Annotated in this window: 20 protein-coding genes and 1 pseudogene; 11 read left to right on the forward strand and 10 right to left on the reverse strand. The window is 41.6% G+C overall.

What is annotated here, in order from left to right:
* The 7 genes from EWV84_RS17075 to EWV84_RS17105 form a co-directional block, all read left to right on the forward strand.
* On the forward strand, positions 1-444 hold a 444-nt coding region (locus EWV84_RS17075), incomplete at its 5' end, for a transposase family protein (RefSeq protein WP_502705766.1).
* 31 nt (positions 445-475) lie between these two features.
* The gene (locus EWV84_RS17080; protein WP_287078964.1) at positions 476-1,900 is read left to right on the forward strand and encodes an AAA-like domain-containing protein; all 1,425 of its coding nucleotides are present in this window, start codon (positions 476-478) and stop codon (positions 1,898-1,900) included.
* 327 nt (positions 1,901-2,227) lie between these two features.
* A complete protein-coding gene (locus EWV84_RS17085) occupies positions 2,228-2,548 on the forward strand; it encodes a hypothetical protein (protein WP_287078965.1) in 321 nt (106 codons plus the stop codon).
* A 209-nt stretch (positions 2,549-2,757) separates the two neighbouring features.
* Complete coding sequence (locus tag EWV84_RS17090) at positions 2,758-3,207, forward strand: 4-Cys prefix domain-containing protein (protein WP_287078966.1); 450 nt, start codon at positions 2,758-2,760, stop codon at positions 3,205-3,207.
* A gap of 32 nt (positions 3,208-3,239) precedes the next feature.
* Positions 3,240-4,982 carry an SUMF1/EgtB/PvdO family nonheme iron enzyme gene (locus EWV84_RS17095; RefSeq protein ID WP_287078967.1) on the forward strand — a complete coding sequence of 581 codons (1,743 nt, stop codon included), beginning with the start codon at positions 3,240-3,242 and terminating at the stop codon, positions 4,980-4,982.
* Between the two features lie 732 nt (positions 4,983-5,714).
* Positions 5,715-5,951, forward strand: a complete 237-nt coding sequence (gene vap15 / locus EWV84_RS17100) for a type II toxin-antitoxin system VapB15 family antitoxin (protein WP_287078968.1) — start codon at positions 5,715-5,717, stop codon at positions 5,949-5,951.
* Positions 5,929-6,354: a putative toxin-antitoxin system toxin component, PIN family gene (locus EWV84_RS17105; protein WP_158201804.1), complete on the forward strand. Its 426-nt coding sequence runs from the start codon at positions 5,929-5,931 to the stop codon at positions 6,352-6,354. Before vap15 ends, EWV84_RS17105 begins: the two co-directional genes overlap by 23 nt.
* A gap of 65 nt (positions 6,355-6,419) precedes the next feature.
* Here EWV84_RS17105 and EWV84_RS17110 read toward each other — a convergent pair.
* Together EWV84_RS17110 and EWV84_RS17115 are read right to left on the reverse strand one after the other, a co-directional pair.
* Positions 6,420-6,722, reverse strand: a pseudogene (locus tag EWV84_RS17110) (PIN domain-containing protein); the annotation flags it as partial.
* A 108-nt stretch (positions 6,723-6,830) separates the two neighbouring features.
* Complete coding sequence (locus tag EWV84_RS17115; protein WP_287078969.1) at positions 6,831-6,971, reverse strand: hypothetical protein; 141 nt, start codon at positions 6,969-6,971, stop codon at positions 6,831-6,833.
* 111 nt (positions 6,972-7,082) lie between these two features.
* Between EWV84_RS17115 and EWV84_RS23145 the strand changes: the two genes are divergently transcribed.
* Positions 7,083-7,217, forward strand: a complete 135-nt coding sequence (locus EWV84_RS23145) for a cupin domain-containing protein (protein ID WP_416361031.1) — start codon at positions 7,083-7,085, stop codon at positions 7,215-7,217.
* 30 nt (positions 7,218-7,247) lie between these two features.
* On the opposite strand, the gene EWV84_RS17125 is transcribed toward EWV84_RS23145, so the two are convergent.
* From EWV84_RS17125 to EWV84_RS17135, 3 genes are all read right to left on the reverse strand, one after another.
* Entirely contained in the window at positions 7,248-8,168 is a 921-nt protein-coding gene (locus EWV84_RS17125; protein WP_287710017.1) for a hypothetical protein, read from the reverse strand.
* A gap of 76 nt (positions 8,169-8,244) precedes the next feature.
* The gene (locus EWV84_RS17130; protein WP_287078972.1) at positions 8,245-9,048 is read right to left on the reverse strand and encodes a type 1 glutamine amidotransferase; all 804 of its coding nucleotides are present in this window, start codon (positions 9,046-9,048) and stop codon (positions 8,245-8,247) included.
* Between the two features lie 206 nt (positions 9,049-9,254).
* Positions 9,255-10,592 (reverse strand): Mur ligase family protein, encoded by a 1,338-nt coding sequence (locus EWV84_RS17135; protein ID WP_287078973.1) that lies wholly within the window; start codon positions 10,590-10,592, stop codon positions 9,255-9,257.
* A gap of 163 nt (positions 10,593-10,755) precedes the next feature.
* Here EWV84_RS17135 and EWV84_RS17140 point away from each other — a divergent pair, with 163 nt between their 5' ends.
* The 3 genes from EWV84_RS17140 to lptC all read left to right on the forward strand — a co-directional run bounded on the left by EWV84_RS17140 (position 10,756) and on the right by lptC (position 15,615).
* The gene (locus EWV84_RS17140; protein WP_287078974.1) at positions 10,756-11,946 is read left to right on the forward strand and encodes an HhoA/HhoB/HtrA family serine endopeptidase; all 1,191 of its coding nucleotides are present in this window, start codon (positions 10,756-10,758) and stop codon (positions 11,944-11,946) included.
* 493 nt (positions 11,947-12,439) lie between these two features.
* Positions 12,440-14,158, forward strand: a complete 1,719-nt coding sequence (locus EWV84_RS17150; protein ID WP_287078975.1) for a DUF262 domain-containing protein — start codon at positions 12,440-12,442, stop codon at positions 14,156-14,158.
* Between the two features lie 308 nt (positions 14,159-14,466).
* Positions 14,467-15,615, forward strand: coding sequence for an LPS export ABC transporter periplasmic protein LptC (lptC, locus tag EWV84_RS17155; protein ID WP_287079003.1), 1,149 nt, complete (start codon positions 14,467-14,469; stop codon positions 15,613-15,615).
* A gap of 65 nt (positions 15,616-15,680) precedes the next feature.
* Here lptC and nuoK read toward each other — a convergent pair whose 3' ends face one another.
* The 5 genes from nuoK to pyrE all read right to left on the reverse strand — a co-directional run bounded on the left by nuoK (position 15,681) and on the right by pyrE (position 19,415).
* On the reverse strand, positions 15,681-15,986 hold the full coding sequence (gene nuoK / locus EWV84_RS17160; protein ID WP_197533180.1) for an NADH-quinone oxidoreductase subunit NuoK: 306 nt from the start codon (positions 15,984-15,986) through the stop codon (positions 15,681-15,683).
* A gap of 25 nt (positions 15,987-16,011) precedes the next feature.
* The gene (locus tag EWV84_RS17165) at positions 16,012-16,608 is read right to left on the reverse strand and encodes an NADH-quinone oxidoreductase subunit J (protein WP_002762100.1); all 597 of its coding nucleotides are present in this window, start codon (positions 16,606-16,608) and stop codon (positions 16,012-16,014) included.
* A 107-nt stretch (positions 16,609-16,715) separates the two neighbouring features.
* The gene (gene ndhI / locus EWV84_RS17170) at positions 16,716-17,288 is read right to left on the reverse strand and encodes an NAD(P)H-quinone oxidoreductase subunit I (RefSeq protein ID WP_002733194.1); all 573 of its coding nucleotides are present in this window, start codon (positions 17,286-17,288) and stop codon (positions 16,716-16,718) included.
* Between the two features lie 42 nt (positions 17,289-17,330).
* Positions 17,331-18,449 carry an NADH-quinone oxidoreductase subunit NuoH gene (nuoH, locus tag EWV84_RS17175; RefSeq protein ID WP_016514317.1) on the reverse strand — a complete coding sequence of 373 codons (1,119 nt, stop codon included), beginning with the start codon at positions 18,447-18,449 and terminating at the stop codon, positions 17,331-17,333.
* A gap of 378 nt (positions 18,450-18,827) precedes the next feature.
* Entirely contained in the window at positions 18,828-19,415 is a 588-nt protein-coding gene (pyrE, locus tag EWV84_RS17180) for an orotate phosphoribosyltransferase (protein ID WP_287078978.1), read from the reverse strand.
* Positions 19,416-19,525: the final 110 nt, after the last annotated feature.

Consider the following 19,525-nt stretch of genomic DNA (forward strand, 5'->3'; position numbering starts at 1 on the left):
TTTCGTACAAAAGAACCTTGGTATATTCTGACTAACTTGGGAGATTTAGAGACGGCAATAATGGCCGATCAAAAAAGATTTGATATTGAGGAGATGTTTCGAGATTTCAAGTCTGGAGGTTATAGCTTAGAAGGTTCTCAATTAGCAACGCAATACCTATCAAAGCTGATAATTGTTATAGCTATTGCGTATACAAGTGCCACACTGCAAGGTAAAAAAATTAAGGATATGGGAATCCAAAAATATGTCACAAGACCTGAAAAAAGATATAAAGGTCAGCGCAGGCACAGCAGTTTTTATGTGGGTCAACATCTCTATCATTGGCTCTGGCTACATCAAATGTTCCCAAAAAATATAGAAGAGCTAATGCAAATTAGCCGCTATCCGTTGAAGGATTACATCAAAGGACAAAGAGCTATAGATCTAGCTCTGTCTACCTTCTAGCTCGCTTGTCCCCCTCTCAGGAAAAACTATCATGGAAAAACCAGAAAAACAGCGCCGCAGACGCGGGGTTATCCTCACCCCCACGGGACTAGAAAAATTACTTACTGCCAAACAAGAAGCGGAATATCGGGATAATCGCGGTCATCGTTTCACCCTAGAAGTCCTCAGCGAGAAAACTCTTTTAGGGGTAGATACTCTGATGAAGGTATTTGCTTGTGAATCGGGAGTGGATAAACAAACCCTGAAACATTGTTTTCAAGCTTTTAGTTTAACTCTAGAAAATAGCGATTATTATCGTCCTAACTTGCCAGAAACTGATACTATTAATCCTCAACTATTGCCTGAGTTACCAGAGGGACAAGTCCCCCTCGATTCCCCCTTTTATATCAACAGAAACAATCTAGAACAGATTTGTTATCAAGAGATATTGCGCGGGGGTAGTCTTATCCGGATTAACGCGGCCAGAAAAATGGGAAAAACTTCCCTGATGACTAGAATTATTAATTATGCACAACAACAGCAATACCATACGCTTTATTTCAGTTTTCGGTTAGCAGAAAGCTCAATTTTTCAAGATTTAAATCACTGGCTGCGTTGGCTTTGTGTTAGTATTAGTCGCCAGTTAGATTTAGAAAATCATCTCCCACAGGATTGGGATGAATTCTTAGGGGGTAAAATTAACTGTAAAATCTATCTAGAAAAGCATATTCTCTCCCATCTCGATCGCCCTTTAGTGATTGCCTTTGATGATCTTGAATATCTTTTATCCTATCCACAGCTAAGGGAAGAATTTTTTAGTATTCTGCACCTCTGGCACGAGGAAGGCAAAAACAAACCCCTCTGGCAAAAATTACGTTTAATTGTCGCCTATTCCCCTGCACACGAGCTTGGTAAAACCTCAGATACCTATCAATCTCCTTTTGGTCTTGGCCTACCGATCGAATTGCCTAATTTTACCAGCGCACAAGTACGAGAATTAAGTCAAAGACAGGGATTAGATCAGAATTTTGACTACGAAAAATTACGGATATTTCTAGGGGGTAATCCCTATTTAATTCGTCTTGCTTGCTATCATATTGCTCGGGGTAATTGTACCCTAGAAACCATTTTAGCTACTTCGATCGAGCAGGAAAGTAATATTTTTGCAGACCATCTTAAACGGTTACTTTCGCATCTACAATACTTAAAAGGCAATTTAGCGGCTATCTTTGCTAAGGTGGTGATGGCAGAAAAAGACATAGAAATTGATTTAATGGCAGCTTTTCACCTAGAAAGTCTCGGACTGATTCACCGACAAGGTAAATTTTGCCGAGTCAGTTGTCCTCTCTACCGTCAATATTTTGGCGAATATTTCTGGCAACGTTCTGTTTTTTTGCCGCAAAAAACTTCTATCCTCGCCCAAAAAATTACGCTTGCTCACTTTGATACTTCCGAAAAAAGTTGCTATGCCATGTAGTTTATAGTCCTTAGGTGCTCGACTAACAAAGCCTACGAGTGCTAAAATTATCACCATAAACATCCTCAACGAAAATCAACAATGTCATTATGAGGGAGTGATACTAAATCCTGTTTAAAAGTATAGGAGAGTGGGAAGTGGGTTTTTAAAGTTCCCGTGGAACAGGCTTCTAGTTCCTGTTTGATATTCAGGGACAATTAGTGATATAATTAGTACCTGGGGCGTGGATTGTTAATTTTATTTTTTTGACCGAATTACTAACCGCAAACACGCACTCTACCATCTACAATCATTGGTGAGCGCACCGATTAATCAGGAGTCTAACCCATGAGCGGCCCCACCATCGAAACCGATTTAGGAAAAATCCTAGACCAGATTAATCAGAATCTTAAAGATACCAATCAGAAGCTAGACGCGCTCCAGAAAGATGTCACAGACATCAAGATTGTTCAAGTCAGATTCGAGGCCGAAGTCAAGGGAGACCTCAAGGTATTACAGGGAGAAGTCAACACCTTACAAGGTGATCTAAAAGAAATTAAAGGCTCCCAGAAAGCCCAAATTTGGGCATTAATCACTATCTTGGCAACAGCAGTTATCGGAACTGTTATCCGCTTTGTCATCACTGTTCCCCCTGTTAGCAACCCCTAGCTCCCACTGCCGTGGAACAGGCTTCTAGTTCCTGTTTGATATTCAGGTAGAATCAATGATATAATTGGTGCGTTACGGCGGATTGTTAATTTTGGTTTTTTGACCAGATTTGTAACCGACTCAGGGAGCCTACACTCTTTCCTCTCATCTTCTCTTAATGATATCATCAATTTTTTTTAGGTACTTAATCAAGTTCCTCCAGATGATTTATGAGTATCCTCTACTGTCTCAATCCCGAATGTTCCCATCCTCAAAATCCGACTCATTATAGCTATTGTCAAGGATGTGGCGGAAATTTAAGCCAAAATACCCAATCATATTCTTTTCATAGCCGTTATCTCATTGTCGGGGTTTCAGGACAAGGTGCATTCGGGAGAACTTATCAAGCTAAGGACTTGAATTTTAATCAAAAACCCCGGGTTATTAAAAAATTTATCGCTCAAATGCAGGGTTCGGCTCTGGAGAAGTCTAAGGAATTATTTCAAAGAGAAGCAGAAAAATTAGACGAATTAAAACACGAACAAATTCCCCCTGTTTATGACTACTTCTCGGAAGGAAACTCTTTCTATTTAGTGCAAGAGTTTATTGAAGGAGAAACCCTACTTCAATATCCTGTAGTTGGGTTGAGGCACGAAACCCAACACAACCAACTTTTTTAACGTCAACCCAACTACTTAAAGGAGTAAAAACAATGACTAATATTGTGCTTAAAAGTGCTAGGGGTGTTAACTATTCTCGATTACAGCAACTCCTAGCAGCGGGAAACTGGAAAGAAGCAGACAAAGAAACACGTAAAGTCATGCTTCAGGTTGTCAGCAGGGAAAGCAAACGTGGATGGCTAAAGACAGAGGATATTGACAATTTCCCCTGTGAAGATTTGCAAACTATTGACCAACTCTGGCTACACTACAGTCAGGGTAAGTTTGGCTTCAGCGTCCAGAAAGAAATCTATGAGAGTCTCGGTGGCACGAGAGGGTATAATGGGGGATTGTTCGAAAATTTCCATCAAGAAGTCTGGAAAAATTTCGGCGATCTCGTCGGCTGGAGAAAAAGAGGAAAATGGTTGTCTTACAGGAACCTAACGTTTAATAATGCAGCCCCCAAAGCTCACTTCCCATTTTTATTTTATCGTTTCGTTGTTCCGCCGATTGGTATCGTGGCAATTTTGGTTTTTTGGGGTTTGTTTTGCTCGATTTTCTCGATCAGTGTGGGATTAACGTTGTGGCCGTTGTGGGTTTTTCTTTTTGGGTGGGCTTTTTTTTGGTTTGTGTTTTGGTTTGCGTTTTGGTATGTGGTTGGTATTTTTACTTATTGGGTATTTGTGGTTATCTTGGTAGCGTCAGATGTTAATTGGCATAAGCCTAATTGTTTTATTCGGCTTATTCGGCGTATTAAACTTTTTGTCAACTGGGACTTTTTGCGTTCTCTTAAGGATGAGATCGGTTTCAGTTTGCTATATTCGATGTATTGTATTTACTCACTGATGGTTGTGGTTGCTGTGGTTATTGCTAGGCAGATAGGTACCAGTCTGGAGCCGCATTTATTCCCGCTGGCTTTGCAGTTATCGTTTCTTGAGATGTTTCTGCTCCGGTTCGGTCTCAATGGTGGCTTCCTGGGGGCTCTCTCCTCTCGCGCAAAGGATTGTAACTTAGGGAAAAGTAACGCTCCGGTGACATCTACACCCCTACCTAAAGTAGCGCCAACTCCACTGACAAACTTCACCGAAAAAATATCCAAGGGAATAACACTGGAGATGGTAGGCTTACCAGCAGGTCAATTTATCATGGGCTCTCCTGATAGTGATCGCGATGCTACAAGTTATGAAAAGCCTCAACACCCAGTTAAAATAAACAGTTTTGCGATCGGGAAATATCCGGTGACTCAGGCACAATATGAAGCGGTAATGGGAAACAATCCCTCTCTGTTTCAAAACAATCCCCAAAATCCGGTAGAAAAGGTTAGTTGGAATGATGCTCAAGCCTTTTGCCAAAAATTGAGTCAAATAACAGGAAAAACCTATCGCCTACCGACGGAAGCGGAATGGGAATATGCCTGTCGTGCGGGGACAACCACTCGCTATTATTTCGGTGATGATGCCAATCAGTTAGGAGATTACGCTTGGCATAACGGAAATTCTCAGGATAAAACTCATCCTGTGGGCCAGAAAAGGCCTAATGCTTGGGGACTGTATGACATGAGTGGCAATGTTTGGGAGTGGTGCGAGGACAATTGGCACGATAACTATATCGGAGCGCCAAAGGATGGCAGTGCTTGGCTGACAAATGATAATGATTATCAAATACTGCGGGGCGGTTCTTGGTACCTCAATCCGAATTTCTGCCGTTCCGCTTTCCGCTTCTACTACTTCCGCCGCGACTACTTCAGCTTCTTCCTCGGTTTTCGGGTGGTGTGCGGTGCTGGGAGGACTCTGTAACCCTTATTCTCTTTTTACCCTTTTTTACCCTTTTTTACTTTTTTCAATTTTTCTCTTTTTCCCGCCTAGCGGCGGGTCGATTTTTTTGAAAAAATTGAGGTAGTAATCTGTGGTTTGTAGGGTGCGTGTTTGCGCGTATTTAAAGGAAATTTGTTAATAATTAAGGCTCTTCGGTTTGTCTTATGCAACGGACAGGATTATAAGAGATGAAACCCTTATATAGAAAGATATTTGGCGATTTTTGTCAATTATTTTTGATCTAGAGCGAACTAATGGATTAAATCTCTTGCCAGATAAGGATTTAGTCGATTTATGCCCCCCTATCGAACCATACCAAGTAACGAAGAGCCATAATTAAACTATGATCGCGCCGTAACGCACCATCTTAAGAAAATTGGTGCGTTACGCTATTACTAACGCACCCGACAAAAGCTTTATATGGTATGATACCAGAGTTAACCTTGATCTCTCAATCAATATCCCCCCGTAGCAATCTCTCCCTAGTAACAGGCTTCTAGTTCCTGTTTGATATTCAGGTAGAATGAATGATATAATTGGTGCGTGGGGCGTGGGGGTTGGTTATCCTTCTCTCAAAGCTTTTAACCTGTAGAATATAACGATCTCAGGTTTTTTGTCAAGTCTAATTTTAGTGGTTTTGCTCCTATAAACATCAGCTTTTCAGGAACTTGATACCTAATACCTCGCTTTATCAATAAACAATAATTTGAGAAAATGAACCAAAAAACTTACCAACTAACCTTAAACTTTGACCAGATTTTAGATTTGGTTAAACAACTCCCAGAAAGTGACAAAATACAACTCAGTAAAGAACTCGAAAAAGAAACTTTAAATCAAAAACTAACCCAACTTTTAGAAACCTTTAAAACTGATGAGCTTTCCCTGGAGACAATTACCGAAGAAGTGGAGGAAGTTAGGGCTAAAATTTATGGACAACAAGCCACCGATTAAAGTTATTATTGATACTAACCTTTGGATTAGCTTTCTTATTGGTAAACAGTTAGCCAGTTTAAAATATCTACTGATTGAAAAAACTCTTGTGCCGATTTTTTCTCCACAGCTACTTAATGAAATTAACCTTGTTACCAAAAGACCAAAATTACAAAAGCATTTTCCCCAAAGTAAAGTTCAAGAATTACTTGAACTTTTAAGCATAATTGGGTTATGTATTGAGACTAAATCAAAAATTAATATCTGTAGAGACGCTAAAGATAACTACCTTTTAGCCTTAGCCAAAGATAGTCAAGCTGATTTTTTAATTACAGGCGATCAAGATTTATTGATTTTGCAACAATTTGGAATAACTAAAATTGTTACTTATCAACAATTTTTAGTAATCTGTAGATTGGGTTGAGGAACGAAACCCAACCTAGGATAAGATTGGTTTGATTACAATGATGAACAGCTTATCTCCCTACATCATCGCAGCCAATTTTCTACCGTTAATCTCTGAACTCTCAGCATATCTGAGTCATCAGAAATGAGGATGAGATTATGGCTAATAGCTGTTGCTGCAATGAGAATATCAGCCATTTGTATTGGGGTTCCTTTGCGCCTTAAATCAGCAGAAATTGCTGCAGCTTCATGGACAATTTCCATTGTATCTAATAACAATACTCTTAAATCAGTGCGGCACAAATCCTGAAATCTTGCTAACTTATTCGTTGCTTTAACTGCTAATAACCCAGCCTCAGTTTCTAAATAGGTAATACAGCTTATAAAAACATCATTTCCTTGTAGTCTTACTTCACTTAATTTCTCAACAACTACTTAGTTGTCTTTGAGAATAGCTGTGACGATGTTAGTATCGAGTAGATAACCCACGACTATTTAATATTTTTGTCTAAAACTTGCGATCACTGCGTCAAACTCTGCCATTTGTTCCGAAGTTAAATCCTTCAGCATTCCCGCCATTGCTTGTACTCCCAAAACTTGCCTAATTTTCTGATTTAGATTTTCATCGGACATCATTTCTAATTCTGAAAGGGAGCTTGAGGAATTTTCTACAGTGTAAGTTCGGAAGAACCATTATGGTTTGGCTGTTTCGAGTCTGACCATGAAATCCAGGATCATCCATTGACAATGCTGACTCGATTCTATCCCGGTGGTTTTTTCCCGCTGCATGGACATCCTGGTGGTGAAGAGATTTTGGTGTTTGAAGGCAATTTTGTAGATGAAACAGGAGTCGGACGTAGAGCCAAAAAAGACAGGCATTGAGCCTGTCTAAAAAACAAAACAAATTCCCTATCAGCTGACCACAAATAAGGAGTTTTTTGCGTCAAATTTCCAAGCAATACCATCGGGATCTCTGATGCGACTCCAATCGGCAAATTCTGTTTCGGATTTATTTTTCTTGTTTCTACCCAAAACGGCTGGGGTAACTCCTAAACGTTTAGCCAAATCCGCCAAACTCATCGATGAGATGGTTTCAGATACAGTGGTTAGAGATTCTTCCCTAACTTCTGATTCTGATTGGGATAAAGAACTGTCAGGACTGTTCAAACTAGGATTAATTATCTCCTCCGGTTCTTGAATTACCGTTTCTTGAACAGCGATCGTTTCGGTTTTTTCTTCCTCTTTTTCCTCAAATAATTTACCTAAATTAGTCAGAGGTTGGGAGGAGGAAATAACAGGAACCTCCGGGACAGAATTTTCGCTCTTCTCGGCGACAATCAGGGGGGATTTAGCCTCCTGCGATTGTTCTAAATTAGTCAGGGGTGATCTCGAGGCAGTAATCGCAGGAACTTGTTTTTCCCCTATTTCTTCTAAAGAGGGGTCACTCTCATCAAAAATACTACCCAAGGTACTGGCGGTGATAAAGTAATAGGCCATACCCTTATCGCCTACAGCTTTTTTTTGCGCCCCAAATTCCTCAGCTTTTTTGTCTAAAAATTGTCTGGCTAATTTGGCCGTGAGATTGGCTTTTGCCGATAGGTCAATCGGGGTGAGACAACCTTGATTGTCCTGTAAAAGTTGATTGAAATAGGGGTTAATCACCGTCGATAATTTTGACCAGCGATAGTCTTGCCACACCTTGACTGCCAGAGTTAAGAAGAAGACAAGTAGGATCAATGGCCAAGCGGTAAAAACAAGGATGATTAGCACCGCTAGGGGAATGATGAGGACGAGAAACCCCGCCGTTTGACGCTCGATAATTTTTCCAGTCATAATTTCATAAGCTGCCACAATTAAAATTCTTAATGGCTAGTTTGACTATCTCCTGCCATAAGTGTATATGACCAGTTTAGGCTTTATTGGTCACGCCGGTTAGTTCTAGTCGTTCAAACATGGCAAATCGTGCCTTCAAGGCCAGAGAATCATCAAGTTTTGTTAAAAAAATGGCTTTTTGATACTTTTGTTCTAAAGCTTTTTGGATTAACCAATCGGCTAAAAAGGGATTTTTGGGTAGTAGCGGACCATGGGCATAGGTAGCGATCGCATTGTGGTAAAATGCTCCTTCATAACCGTCCTCTCCGTTATTGCCGTAACCGGTAATCACCTTTCCCAAGGGAGAAACGGTCTGTAAATAGGTACGACCCCCGTGATTTTCAAAGCCAATTACTAGCGGTTTTTCCCCAGTCATAGCTTTTATTTCCTCCGCTAAAGGAGAGGCCGTAATTTCAAAAACCACGTTACCGATACAGCGTTTTGCATCCGGTCCAGGATGTTTACTTACTAGGTCTAATAATCCTAATCCTTCGATTCTTTGACCGAAAGCTGGTTCGTAATAATGGCCTAATAATTGTGGGGAACCACAGGTAAAAACACCAGGTATTCCTGCCGATAATTGTTCTTTCATCGCCGCTGCTTTTGCCCCTTGTAAATCGCGCATAACGATCTCCTGCTGCCGATCCTGCGCCCCACCCCCAACAATTATATCTACTTGATAAAATGTCTCGGTTTCTGTTTGAGCATCTAGGGGAATAATTGTCACAGCAATATCACGCCATTGACATCTTCTTTGGATAGTAATAACATTACCTCGATCGCCGTAGGTACTCATTAATGTCGGATATAACCAGCCGATTTTTAGTTCTAGTTCTTGCATAATTTTTTAGGGGATTAGGGAATGGGGGATAGGGGATGGGGGATAGGGGGAATGGGGGAATGGGGAAATGGGGAAATGGGGAAATGGGGGAATGGGGGAATGGGGAAATGGGGAAATGGGGAAATGGGGGAATGGGGAAATGGGGGAATTCAACTAACACCCTAACACCCCAACACCTAACACCAATCTTCACTCTTTTCTAACTTCTACAAAATCTTTCGTCCCGTGAGAATCTCTCGTACTTCTAACATAGCAGAATAGGTAGGTAAAATATGTAAAGTTTCCTCATTTTTGGTGTTATTAATCGCAATTTGAATCGCTTTTTTTAGCTCGGATTCAACAATTAAATTAACTGGATAACTGAGACTATCCTGACTATATTGTAAGCGTAAAGCCATGTCATAAAGTCGATCGCCTGTCACTACTAAAGTTGTTCCCAAACGGGTTAATTTTTCCGTATCCACATCCCAAATCCAAGAAACATCCGTACCGTCGGGGATGCGATCATTGAGAACTAAGAGAGTAGTAGAAGACTTTTCTTTCTGTAAAATATCAGCCACTGCGCGAATTGTTTCATTCATACCCACGGGATTTTTAGACAGTAAAATTCTAACTTTTTTACCCTCAATTTCTAATTCTTCTGCTCGACCAAAAGCCGCTTTAAAACCCTGAACTGTCTCAAAAATTTCTCGATCTTTAATCCCTAATTCCTGGGCTACTAAACCCGCCGCTAAAGTATTATATTTATTATAAACACCGATTAAAATCTGCGGCCAATCCTGACTATGAAAAGCAGGACTACTCTTTTTAAAGCCGCAACTAGGACAACTAAAATCCCCTAAATGGGAGAGATAAACCCCGCGATAATCCAAAGAAGCACCACATTTAGGACAGTAAATAGAATCGACAGCGTGGGGAATTTCTTCTAGATATAATTCTGGCTCACTTAAGCCAAAATATACAACTCGTTGGGGCAGTTGTTGACCCAAATGGGAAAGGGTCGGATCATCAGCATTGAGAATCACTAAAGTATTGGTGGGTAGGGGAGATATGGCTCCTTGCCAACGGCGACTAATTGTATCTACTTCCCCATAGCGATCGAGTTGATCGCGAAACAAATTTAGAGCTAAAATAGCGCGAGGACGACAATCTTTTAAAACCAAAGGGAGAATATTTTCATCCACTTCTAAAATGGCATAATCAGCCTTTAAAGTGCCGAATAAATTGGCATCGGCTAATAAAGCAGTGATTAAACCATTAATTAAATTCGCCCCGGTGGTATTATGGGTGACTTTTGCCCCCTGACGCTCTAGAATAGTTCTTAGGAGTAGGGAAGTGGTAGTTTTTCCATTCGTGCCAACCACCAAGATTACCCCTCGTCGGACTTGCCCACAGAGTAGCGGTAACAAACGGGGATGGAGACGACGGGCAATTTCCCCCGGCAAGACGCTGGCAGCCCCTAAACGGAGTCCTTTAACCAGAGCAGTAACGGTTTTAGCCACCGCTACGGCTATCCCTAAACGGATGCGATCAAACAATTGCATGAACTGAGATTCTCAAAGCTGTTTCGTGATTTTACCGCTAAAAGAAGACCGGTAAACGGGGTAAGTTCCCATTGATTCTTTCCTACCGACAAAAAAGACAGCCTATAATATAGGTAAGTTTGGGGCCGATTCTACCGCACACGACATTTTAGGGCTAGAGCTTATGGGTTTATTGACAAGATTGGGGATTTCACTGGGATTACTCGCCCTAGGCGGTACTGTGGGGGTGCTAGGAAATCAGTATTTAAGCAGAAAAGCGCCCCTAGAGGTAAATAAACCGCCGGCAATCCTCCCCGCTTCCCTCTCTCTCCCTGTTATTCCCCAAAACGACGGCAATGTTAATTTTATCGCCCAGGCCGTGCAGAAAGTCGGGCCGGCGGTGGTGCGGATTGACTCGGCCCGGGAAGTGGCCGACCAAATTCCCGAAGAATTTAAACAGCCCTTTTTTCGGCGCTTTTTTGGTAATGAAGTGCCGATTCCCAGGGAGCATTTGGAACGGGGAACCGGTTCTGGGTTTATAGTCAGTACAGATGGACTACTTTTAACTAATGCCCATGTGGTGGAAGGGACAACCCAAGTAAAAGTGACTTTGAAAAACGGTCAAACCTATCAGGGTAAAGTCCTGGGGGTTGACAATATGACCGATGTGGCCCTGGTGAAAATCGAGGCGGAAAATTTACCGACGGTGACTTTTGGCAAGGCCGAAACTTTAATCCCCGGGGAGTGGGCGATCGCTATTGGCAATCCCCTAGGCTTAGATAATACGGTTACGGTGGGCATTATTAGTGCCTTGGGCCGGACTAGCAGCGAAGTGGGGGTTCCCGATAAACGAGTCCGTTTTATTCAAACCGATGCCGCTATTAACCCCGGCAATTCCGGCGGCCCGTTGCTGAACGCCAAGGGGGAAGTTATCGGCATTAATACGGCAATTCGGGCCGATGCTCAGGGTTTAGGGTTTGCTATTCCCATCGAAACCGCCCAAAAAGTGGCGGGACAGCTATCTAGCAAGGGTAAAGCGGAACATCCCTACATCGGTATCCACATGGTGACGCTAACCCCAGAATTACGGCAGCAATTGAACGAAACTAAAGAATTAAACTTTAATATTGACCAAAATGAAGGGGTAATCGTCCTGCGAGTGGTGGAAAATTCCCCCGCCCAAAAAGCCGGAATGCAAGCGGGTGATATCATCGAAACTGTGGCAGGAAACCCCGTTAAAACCGCTTCCGATGTGCAGCAAGGTGTAGAAACCAGTGCGATCGGTGGTAATCTGGAAATCGAGATTAACCGCAGGGGTAAACAACAAACTCTCACCGTACAACCGGGAGTTTTTCCCAGCAAAACTAGCGAGTAAAGCAAATACCAGACCATCCTGGCAACTGGGGCAAAAAGTATTAAGTGTACGGTAAAAGGTGGACAGACTTGCGAGCAAGATGTGAGTCAGCATCGTTTCAGTATATAACCATGAGCAGGATGGAAAGGTTGACAAAGCTTTGTCCTAGTGGAACGTCAAGGCAAACGGGAGGGAAAGAACTTTGAGGAGAAGACTTATTTCATCAGTAGTGAAAGATTGTCTGCGGAAGCCTTTTTGAAGGCAATTCAGGGGCATTGGAGTATTGAAAATCAGTTAAACTGGGTGAAAGATGTCACCTTGAAGGAGGATAAACCGCCTCGGTGGGGGTCATTCTCCCGTTAACTGGGCGATTTTATTTAGTTAGTTGATTTCCTTAGTTCGCCGTGGAAGGTTTCGGACGGTTCCCTAAGCTCGGCGTTTATGGGCTAATCAAATTGAGACAATTTTTGCCACTTTTAGCAAAGACAAAACGATTGCAGGAGCAAATCAAATCATGAAAGCATCAGAAACCAGTCTTCGTAATTTACTTGAAGGTACTAAACAATTTCAAATCCCTCTATTTCAAAGACCTTATTCTTGGGACAAGTTAAAATGGGAGACTTTATGGGAAGATCTAATGAGTCTCTATGATAAGGAGCAAGAACCTCATTTTCTTGGTTCTATTGTCACCCAGTCAATTCCTGGAACAGCCGAAGGTATATCTCCGTATGTCGTAATAGATGGACAACAACGTCTTACTACTCTTGCCATCATCATAGCGGCTTTGCGAAATTATTTACAAGAGAAAAACCATACAGAGTTGGCGGAAGAATTATATGAATACTATCTGATAAATAAGTTTAAAAAAGATGATGATTTTTATAAAATCTTGCCAACTCAAGATGATCGTGAAGCTTACAAAAGTATCATCAAAAACCAAAATAGCAGAGAATTTGATAACAAAATAATATATAAGGCATATCAATACTTTAAGGAACGTCTTAAAAAGAAGAATTTTGCAGAGGGAGAACATAAACTCTTCAAAAATATTCTTTTAGAGCGTTTAATTTTAGTCAATATTACTTCTGATAGCGAAGAAAATCCTTATCTTATTTTTGAAAGTCTCAATACAAAAGGACAAGAACTTACCCAAGCAGATTTAGTCCGTAACTATGTTTTTATGAAGTTACCTAGTGAACAACGAGAAGATATATACAAACAAAAGTGGCAACCTCTTGAAGCATCTTTTAAAAGACTAGCTACTACAGAGCCAATAAAAAAAGAGGAAAAATATGCTGAATTATTGACTAATTCTTTTTGGTTCTATCTTCGCAAAGACGGTGAATCAATTAGTCAAAAAGAAGTTTATAAAGAAATTAAAAAACGCCTAGACAAAAATGCGGAAAACAATAATTTTAATATTAAAGATAAACTAGATGAGTTGATTAACTTTGCTGAATATTATCAGTGTCTTGTTTGTCCCCAAGAAAGTGAAAACAAAGAGGAACTAAAAGATAGATTTAGTCGATTAAATCGCCTAGATTTTGGTACTGGTCATATTTTTCTTCTCAATATCTATAAAGATTTTCAAGACAAGCATTTATCTATTCAGGATTTCCTTCAAATTGTTGATTGTTTAGAATCATACTTTGTTCGACGATCCTTTGTTAATAAATCTACAAGAATTTTAGGGAAAATTTTTGAAAATTTATATAAAGACATAAAAAAAGAAACTAACTCTAATAATACACTGTTTAATCTCAAAAAAGTTCTGAGAGATTATAAAGGAGAAAAGTCATGGCCATCAGACGATGAATTTCGTGAAGGACTAATCAAAAAAGACATCTATAGTAAAAATGCCAAAACAAATGATAGAGTTAAGCTTATTCTGGAAACCATAGAACGCCGCATGACCAAAGAGATGGTTGATACTAAGAACCTGACAATAGAGCATATAATGCCCCAGAAATTAACAGCGCACTGGCAAGATATGCTTGGTGATAATCACGAACAAATACATAAAACTTGGCTACATACTTTAGGTAATCTGACTTTGACGGCCGACAATTCAGGCTTATCTAATAAACAGTTTTTAGATAAAGTTAGTTTGTTGAAAGACAGTAATGTTTCTTTGAACAAATACTTTTATGACAAAAATGTCTGGAATAAGGAAGAAATTGAAAAGCGAGCTAATTATCTAGCTGATCTGGCTATTGAAATTTGGTCAAGATAAAATAACTAAAGATGTGCGAAACGTTTAGGCATGAAATAAGGCTGAAATGCCTGAAATAATTGCCTAGTCGGGTCTTCAGTGATCAAACAGCAGCCAATGGAAGCCTAGAATCATCCGTAGTTAACTTGACCTTGAGTCAACTACAATGATATATAGACAGCCAATGAATGTCAGGCTGTATCCTTAACAAGGGAACAGTCAAACGAGGATCCGTATGAGGTAAAAGTCTCATGTACGGTTCTGAATGGGAGGGGATGGAGGCGACTCTATTCTCGAACCCTAATAAAATAGCAGCGGAGCGATCGAAATTGAGGCAGCGGTTACAATTAAAATTATCAATTGGGCGCGGGGCTGCCCTTCTAATCGGTTTGCTGGGATTAACGGCCTGTCAACCTCCCGATCCGCCGAAAATTTCGCCGACAGAATCGCCTAAAATTGAAGAAACTGGCCGCTTAATTCTCAATAATGCCACCTTAGAACAGGCTAACCCCTCGGGACAACCCCTCTGGAAAATTCAGGTCAAAAAAGCTACCTACACCCAAGACCAAAAAATCGCCCGTCTGGAAAATATCAAAGGCAATATCTATCAAGATGGGAAAGTAGTTTTACAGGTTAGTGCCGACCGCGGTGAAGTTTACAAGGAAGGCCAGGAAATTCTCCTCAAAGATAATATTGTGGCTGTGGATCCCCGCAATAAGGCCATTATTAACGCGCCGGAATTGCGTTGGCTACCCAAGGAAGGTGTTTTAATCTCCCCCAAAGGGATCAAAGGTAGTCATCTACAACTAGAAGCCAAGGCGCGCCAAGGACGCTACGACACGCGCCAAGAAAAACTAGAATTACAAGGTCAAGTGGTGGCTACCGCCAAGGAATCCCGTGTCGTTCTGCAAACCGAGCGCCTGTACTGGGAAATTCCGCAACAGGTCATTAGTACCGATCAAAAAGTCGCTTTTGATCGCTATATTAGTAAAACTATTATTGATCGCCTGACTGCTATCGGCGGTCGTTGGGAAAGAAAAAATAATCAGGTTATCCTCCAAGAAAACCTCGAATATCGCTCTTTAGAACCACCTTTACAGATTTCTGGTTCTCAGGCAATTTGGAACTATCAAAATCGTACCCTAACTTCCGATCGCCCCACGGAAATTTTTCAATATCAAGATCAAATCACTATTACCGGTAATCGTGTGGTGGTGGAATTAGGCAATCGTATCGCTTATCTCAAGGATGGGGTTAAGGGAATTAATCAGAAAACTGGAGCGCAATTGTATAGTCAGATCTTAACTTGGAAAATGTCGGAAAAAATTGTCGAGGCCGAGGGGAATATTATCTATGAACAACAGGAACCAAAATTTAATCTCACCGGCGATAAAGCGATCGGCACTTTAGAAGATAATAACATTGTTGTTAGTAGTAGTTCCCCCGATCGAGTTGTCACCGAGATTTATCCCCGTTAACAGGGAAAATTAGCCAAAAAAAACTCTCCCCAAAAAAGGGAGAGGGGGGGTAAATATTTAAAAGCTTACCATTTGAGCAGATTAAACTGTTCCATATCGATCGTGTCGCGGTTACGATAGATAGTCAGGATAATCGCTAAACCCACGGCTGCCTCGGCTGCCGCTACGGTAATCACGAAAATAGTAAAAATTTGGCCTCTGATATTAGCGGGGTCAAGATAGTTGGAAAAACCCATTAAGTTAATGTTAACGGAATTGAGCATCAATTCGATCGACATTAAAACCCGGACAGCATTGCGACTGGTGACTAAACCGTAAATTCCGATACAAAACAAAGCCGCCGCTAATAACAAATAATACTCTAACTGAATCTGCATGATACCTCTTTCTTTGGTCTTATTTAGGGGCGGTTAATTCTCTAGGTCGTTCGGGTAATGTTAAGGCTGTGGCCGTAGGTTCTTCAGCTTTCAGGGTGGGGATAAGGTCACGACGAGCTAAAATAATTGCTCCGACCATGGCCATTAATAATAGCACGGAAGCTAATTCAAAGGGTAGCAGGAAATCACTAAAGAAATGCTTACCGATTTCTACTAAAGTATTAGTCACTACTGCGGGAGAAGTGCTAGAAATTGACCAAGGCGTGATTAAAACCATGGTCGATAACAGTACAAATAAACCCACACAAACTAAAGCAGTAGATGCCCGACGAATCCAACGTTTAGGAATATCAGAAAAGTCCTCTTGCTTGTTAACAAGCATAATGGCAAAGAGAATTAAAACGTTAATTGCGCCCACATAAATTAGAATTTGTGCCGCCGCTACAAAGTCAGCATTTAGTAAGAGATATAAACCCGAAATGCTGATAAAAACACCGCCCAATAAAAAGGCGGAATAAACGATATTAGATAATAGTACCACGCCTAAAGCTGTCCCGATTACCAGGGCCGCTAAAATGCCAAAAGATACTATTTGAACGCCCTCGGCTAAATTCACAGTAGTTCCATCTCCTTTTATGTTTGAGAGTTATTAATTATTAGTTATCAGTTATCAGTTATTACTGTTAAGTTTCCAACTCCTGTCTCCTGTCCCCTAACTGCTAATTAATCGGTAATTTCTTCTGGACGTTTACCGGCGCGTTGACTACCGGCGGGTAAATCGTGGGGTTCGATGACACCTTTAGGTAGATAACCTAATTCCCTCAGAGGTGTCACCATCGGGTCTTGGGTGACTTTGTAGGGTAAACGGCCTAGGGCGACGTTATCATAGTTTAATTCATGACGATCATAGGTCGCTAGTTCGTATTCTTCGGTCATGGACAAACAATTAGTCGGACAGTATTCCACACAATTGCCGCAGAAAATACAGACCCCAAAATCGATACTGTAGTGTTTGAGTTCTTTCTTTTTAATTTCCTTGTTAAAAGTCCAATCTACTACTGGTAAATTAATCGGACAAACTCGCACACAAACTTCACAAGCGATACATTTATCGAACTCAAAGTGAATTCTACCCCGATAACGTTCCGAGGGAATTAACTTTTCGTAGGGATATTGGACGGTAATCGGACGACGACGCATATGATCAAAGGTAACGGATAAACCTTCGCCGATGTATTTCGCCGCTTGAATGCTACCTTTGGCGTAATCGCTGACTTGTTTGAGGATGTTAAACATGATGGTCAGAGGTATAGTGGGTTAACAGGGCAAAAACGGAAATTAACCGCCAAAAGCAAAGGGAAAAGCTAGTTTTAGGGCGGCGGTAAGTAGTAGGTTAACTAAAGATACCGGTAGGAGGAATTTCCAGCCTAAATCGAGTAATTGGTCAATGCGAACCCGGGGTACGGTCCAACGCAAGAGAATAGCGATGAAGATGAGAAAATAGGCTTTTAATACTGTCATCGTAATCCCTAGGGAAGCGGTGATAATTTGTAGCCAAGGATTGGTTTCACTAACTCCCAACCAGCCGGCCAAAGCATTGACGGGGATAGGAAATTCCCAACCACCAAGATAGAGGACGGCGAAAACTAGGGCCGATAGCACGAGGTTAACGTAGGAACCCACATAAAAAAGAGCGAATTTCATCCCCGCGTATTCGGTTTGATAACCGGCGACCAATTCCTCCTCCGCTTCCGGTAAATCGAAAGGCAGACGTTCACACTCAGCTAAAGCGGCAATCCAGAAAATCAGAAACCCCACCGGTTGGCGCCAGATATTCCAGCCTAAAATGCCATAACCGGATTGTTGTTCGACAATATCAATGGTACTGAGACTATTAGACATCATCACGATCGCTAATACCGATAAAGCCAAGGGAATTTCATAACTAATCGATTGCGCCGCCGCCCGCAGGCCTCCCAGCAAGGAATACTTATTATTCGAGGCATAACCCGCCATTAATAAGCCAATGGGGGCAATACTGGATAAGGAAATCCATAAAAAGATACCCACGTTTAGGTCGGTAATCACCAGATTTTGACCGAAGGGGACGATGAGATAGGAGACAAACACCGGCATCACCACCAAAATTGGCCCAAAGAGGAATAACCAAGGGTCAGCCTTAGCGGGGACGACATCTTCTTTAAAGACTAATTTCAGACCGTCGGCGACCGGTTGTAAAACGCCCAAGGGGCCTGCGTATTCCGGTCCGATACGCTGTTGGACGGCGGCGGAAATTTTCCTTTCTAACCAGACGCAGACTAAAACCCCCACTGTGGCGGCTATAATCATCAGGAACATGGGTAAAGGCATCCAAATCGCTTTAGCCAGTCCTCCACTTAATCCCAAGTCTGTTAGGGATTTAATGAAACTTTCTTGTAAATCTATGCCTTGATTCATATTTGGCGATCGCTGTACTGTCGATAGTTCGGCATGGTCTGAAGATTTTTAAGCAAATCTTATAGCCTAGTATACAGTTAGTCGGTCTGAGGGTTATCAGTAAAGTGACAAAGGCTTCAACTCATTAGCAGCCAAGAGAGTCTAGCAATCTTGATTCCCCCGCCGAGAATAGCTATTAGTCAATAGTTAGACTCTGAATCTATCAATGTTCTCATCTGTTTCTTAGCGCCGAAAACCTCGGCTAGTGACCAATTATTCACAGGAAAAAAGTGTAGATAAGTTACCGTTTAGACAGTTAAAGCCGCTCTCCGGTCCCTTGTGCGATAAGTTTTACCGACTTTTAAAATCCAGTTATCGAGCGTTTCTTGCCAATCGCCGCTATTTTTTCTGATAGGCCGCCTGTAGATCCCGAATTGAAAACAAAGCTTGAAACTTTATTCCCTGAGATTGGTAAAATTCCGCCCCTCCTTGCTCTCTATCCACCAAAGCAATGATTAAATCTACTTGATAACCCGCATCCCGTAATCTTTCTACCGCTACCATGGCACTTTTCCCGGTTGTCACCACATCTTCGAGGACAACCACCGCAGCACCGGGGTTTAAAGTCGGCCCCTCGATATAAGCCATAGTCCCGTGACCTTTTGCCTCTTTGCGGACGATTAAAGCTGGAATCGGGCGATTTTCGTAGGCAGATACCACACTAACCGCGCTGACAATCGGATCCGCCCCTAGGGTTAATCCTGCCACCGCTTGGGTATCTAGAGGCAGTAGAGACAGCAATAAACGCCCCACGGCTAAAGCTCCCTCCGCAGTGAGGGTAACTTGTTTACCGTTGATATAGTAGCGGCTTTTTTGTCCTGAAGACAGGGTGAAGTCCCCCTCTCGATAGGCAAGACGGACAAGAGCATCGAGGAGAAATTGACGCAGGGAAGCAGTATCGAGAGTCGCTACCGAGGAATTAGCCATATTTTCAGGATTGGGAGCCTAACTGACTCCAAAATTTCGGTTACAATTGAGCCAAAAGTCATTATATATTGACTCGATCGCTAGTATTGATTTCTTTCTTGTCCCATTGA

The organism is Microcystis sp. M_QC_C_20170808_M3Col, from assembly GCF_007095505.1.
In the GTDB taxonomy this organism is placed as follows: domain Bacteria; phylum Cyanobacteriota; class Cyanobacteriia; order Cyanobacteriales; family Microcystaceae; genus Microcystis.

Bases quoted from the DNA above. Each gene is read 5' to 3' on its own strand.
- EWV84_RS17080 (WP_287078964.1), top strand. From the start codon at position 476: ATGGAAAAACCAGAAAAACAGCGCCGCAGACGCGGGGTTATCCTCACC.
- EWV84_RS17085 (WP_287078965.1), top strand. From the start codon at position 2,228: ATGAGCGGCCCCACCATCGAAACCGATTTAGGAAAAATCCTAGACCAG.
- EWV84_RS17090 (WP_287078966.1), top strand. From the start codon at position 2,758: ATGAGTATCCTCTACTGTCTCAATCCCGAATGTTCCCATCCTCAAAAT.
- EWV84_RS17095 (WP_287078967.1), top strand. From the start codon at position 3,240: ATGACTAATATTGTGCTTAAAAGTGCTAGGGGTGTTAACTATTCTCGA.
- vap15 (WP_287078968.1), top strand. From the start codon at position 5,715: ATGAACCAAAAAACTTACCAACTAACCTTAAACTTTGACCAGATTTTA.
- EWV84_RS17105 (WP_158201804.1), top strand. From the start codon at position 5,929: ATGGACAACAAGCCACCGATTAAAGTTATTATTGATACTAACCTTTGG.
- EWV84_RS17115 (WP_287078969.1), bottom strand. From the start codon at position 6,971: ATGATGTCCGATGAAAATCTAAATCAGAAAATTAGGCAAGTTTTGGGA.
- EWV84_RS23145 (WP_416361031.1), top strand. From the start codon at position 7,083: ATGCTGACTCGATTCTATCCCGGTGGTTTTTTCCCGCTGCATGGACAT.
- EWV84_RS17125 (WP_287710017.1), bottom strand. From the start codon at position 8,168: ATGACTGGAAAAATTATCGAGCGTCAAACGGCGGGGTTTCTCGTCCTC.
- EWV84_RS17130 (WP_287078972.1), bottom strand. From the start codon at position 9,048: ATGCAAGAACTAGAACTAAAAATCGGCTGGTTATATCCGACATTAATG.
- EWV84_RS17135 (WP_287078973.1), bottom strand. From the start codon at position 10,592: ATGCAATTGTTTGATCGCATCCGTTTAGGGATAGCCGTAGCGGTGGCT.
- EWV84_RS17140 (WP_287078974.1), top strand. From the start codon at position 10,756: ATGGGTTTATTGACAAGATTGGGGATTTCACTGGGATTACTCGCCCTA.
- EWV84_RS17150 (WP_287078975.1), top strand. From the start codon at position 12,440: ATGAAAGCATCAGAAACCAGTCTTCGTAATTTACTTGAAGGTACTAAA.
- ndhI (WP_002733194.1), bottom strand. From the start codon at position 17,288: ATGTTTAACATCCTCAAACAAGTCAGCGATTACGCCAAAGGTAGCATT.
- nuoH (WP_016514317.1), bottom strand. From the start codon at position 18,449: ATGAATCAAGGCATAGATTTACAAGAAAGTTTCATTAAATCCCTAACA.
- pyrE (WP_287078978.1), bottom strand. From the start codon at position 19,415: ATGGCTAATTCCTCGGTAGCGACTCTCGATACTGCTTCCCTGCGTCAA.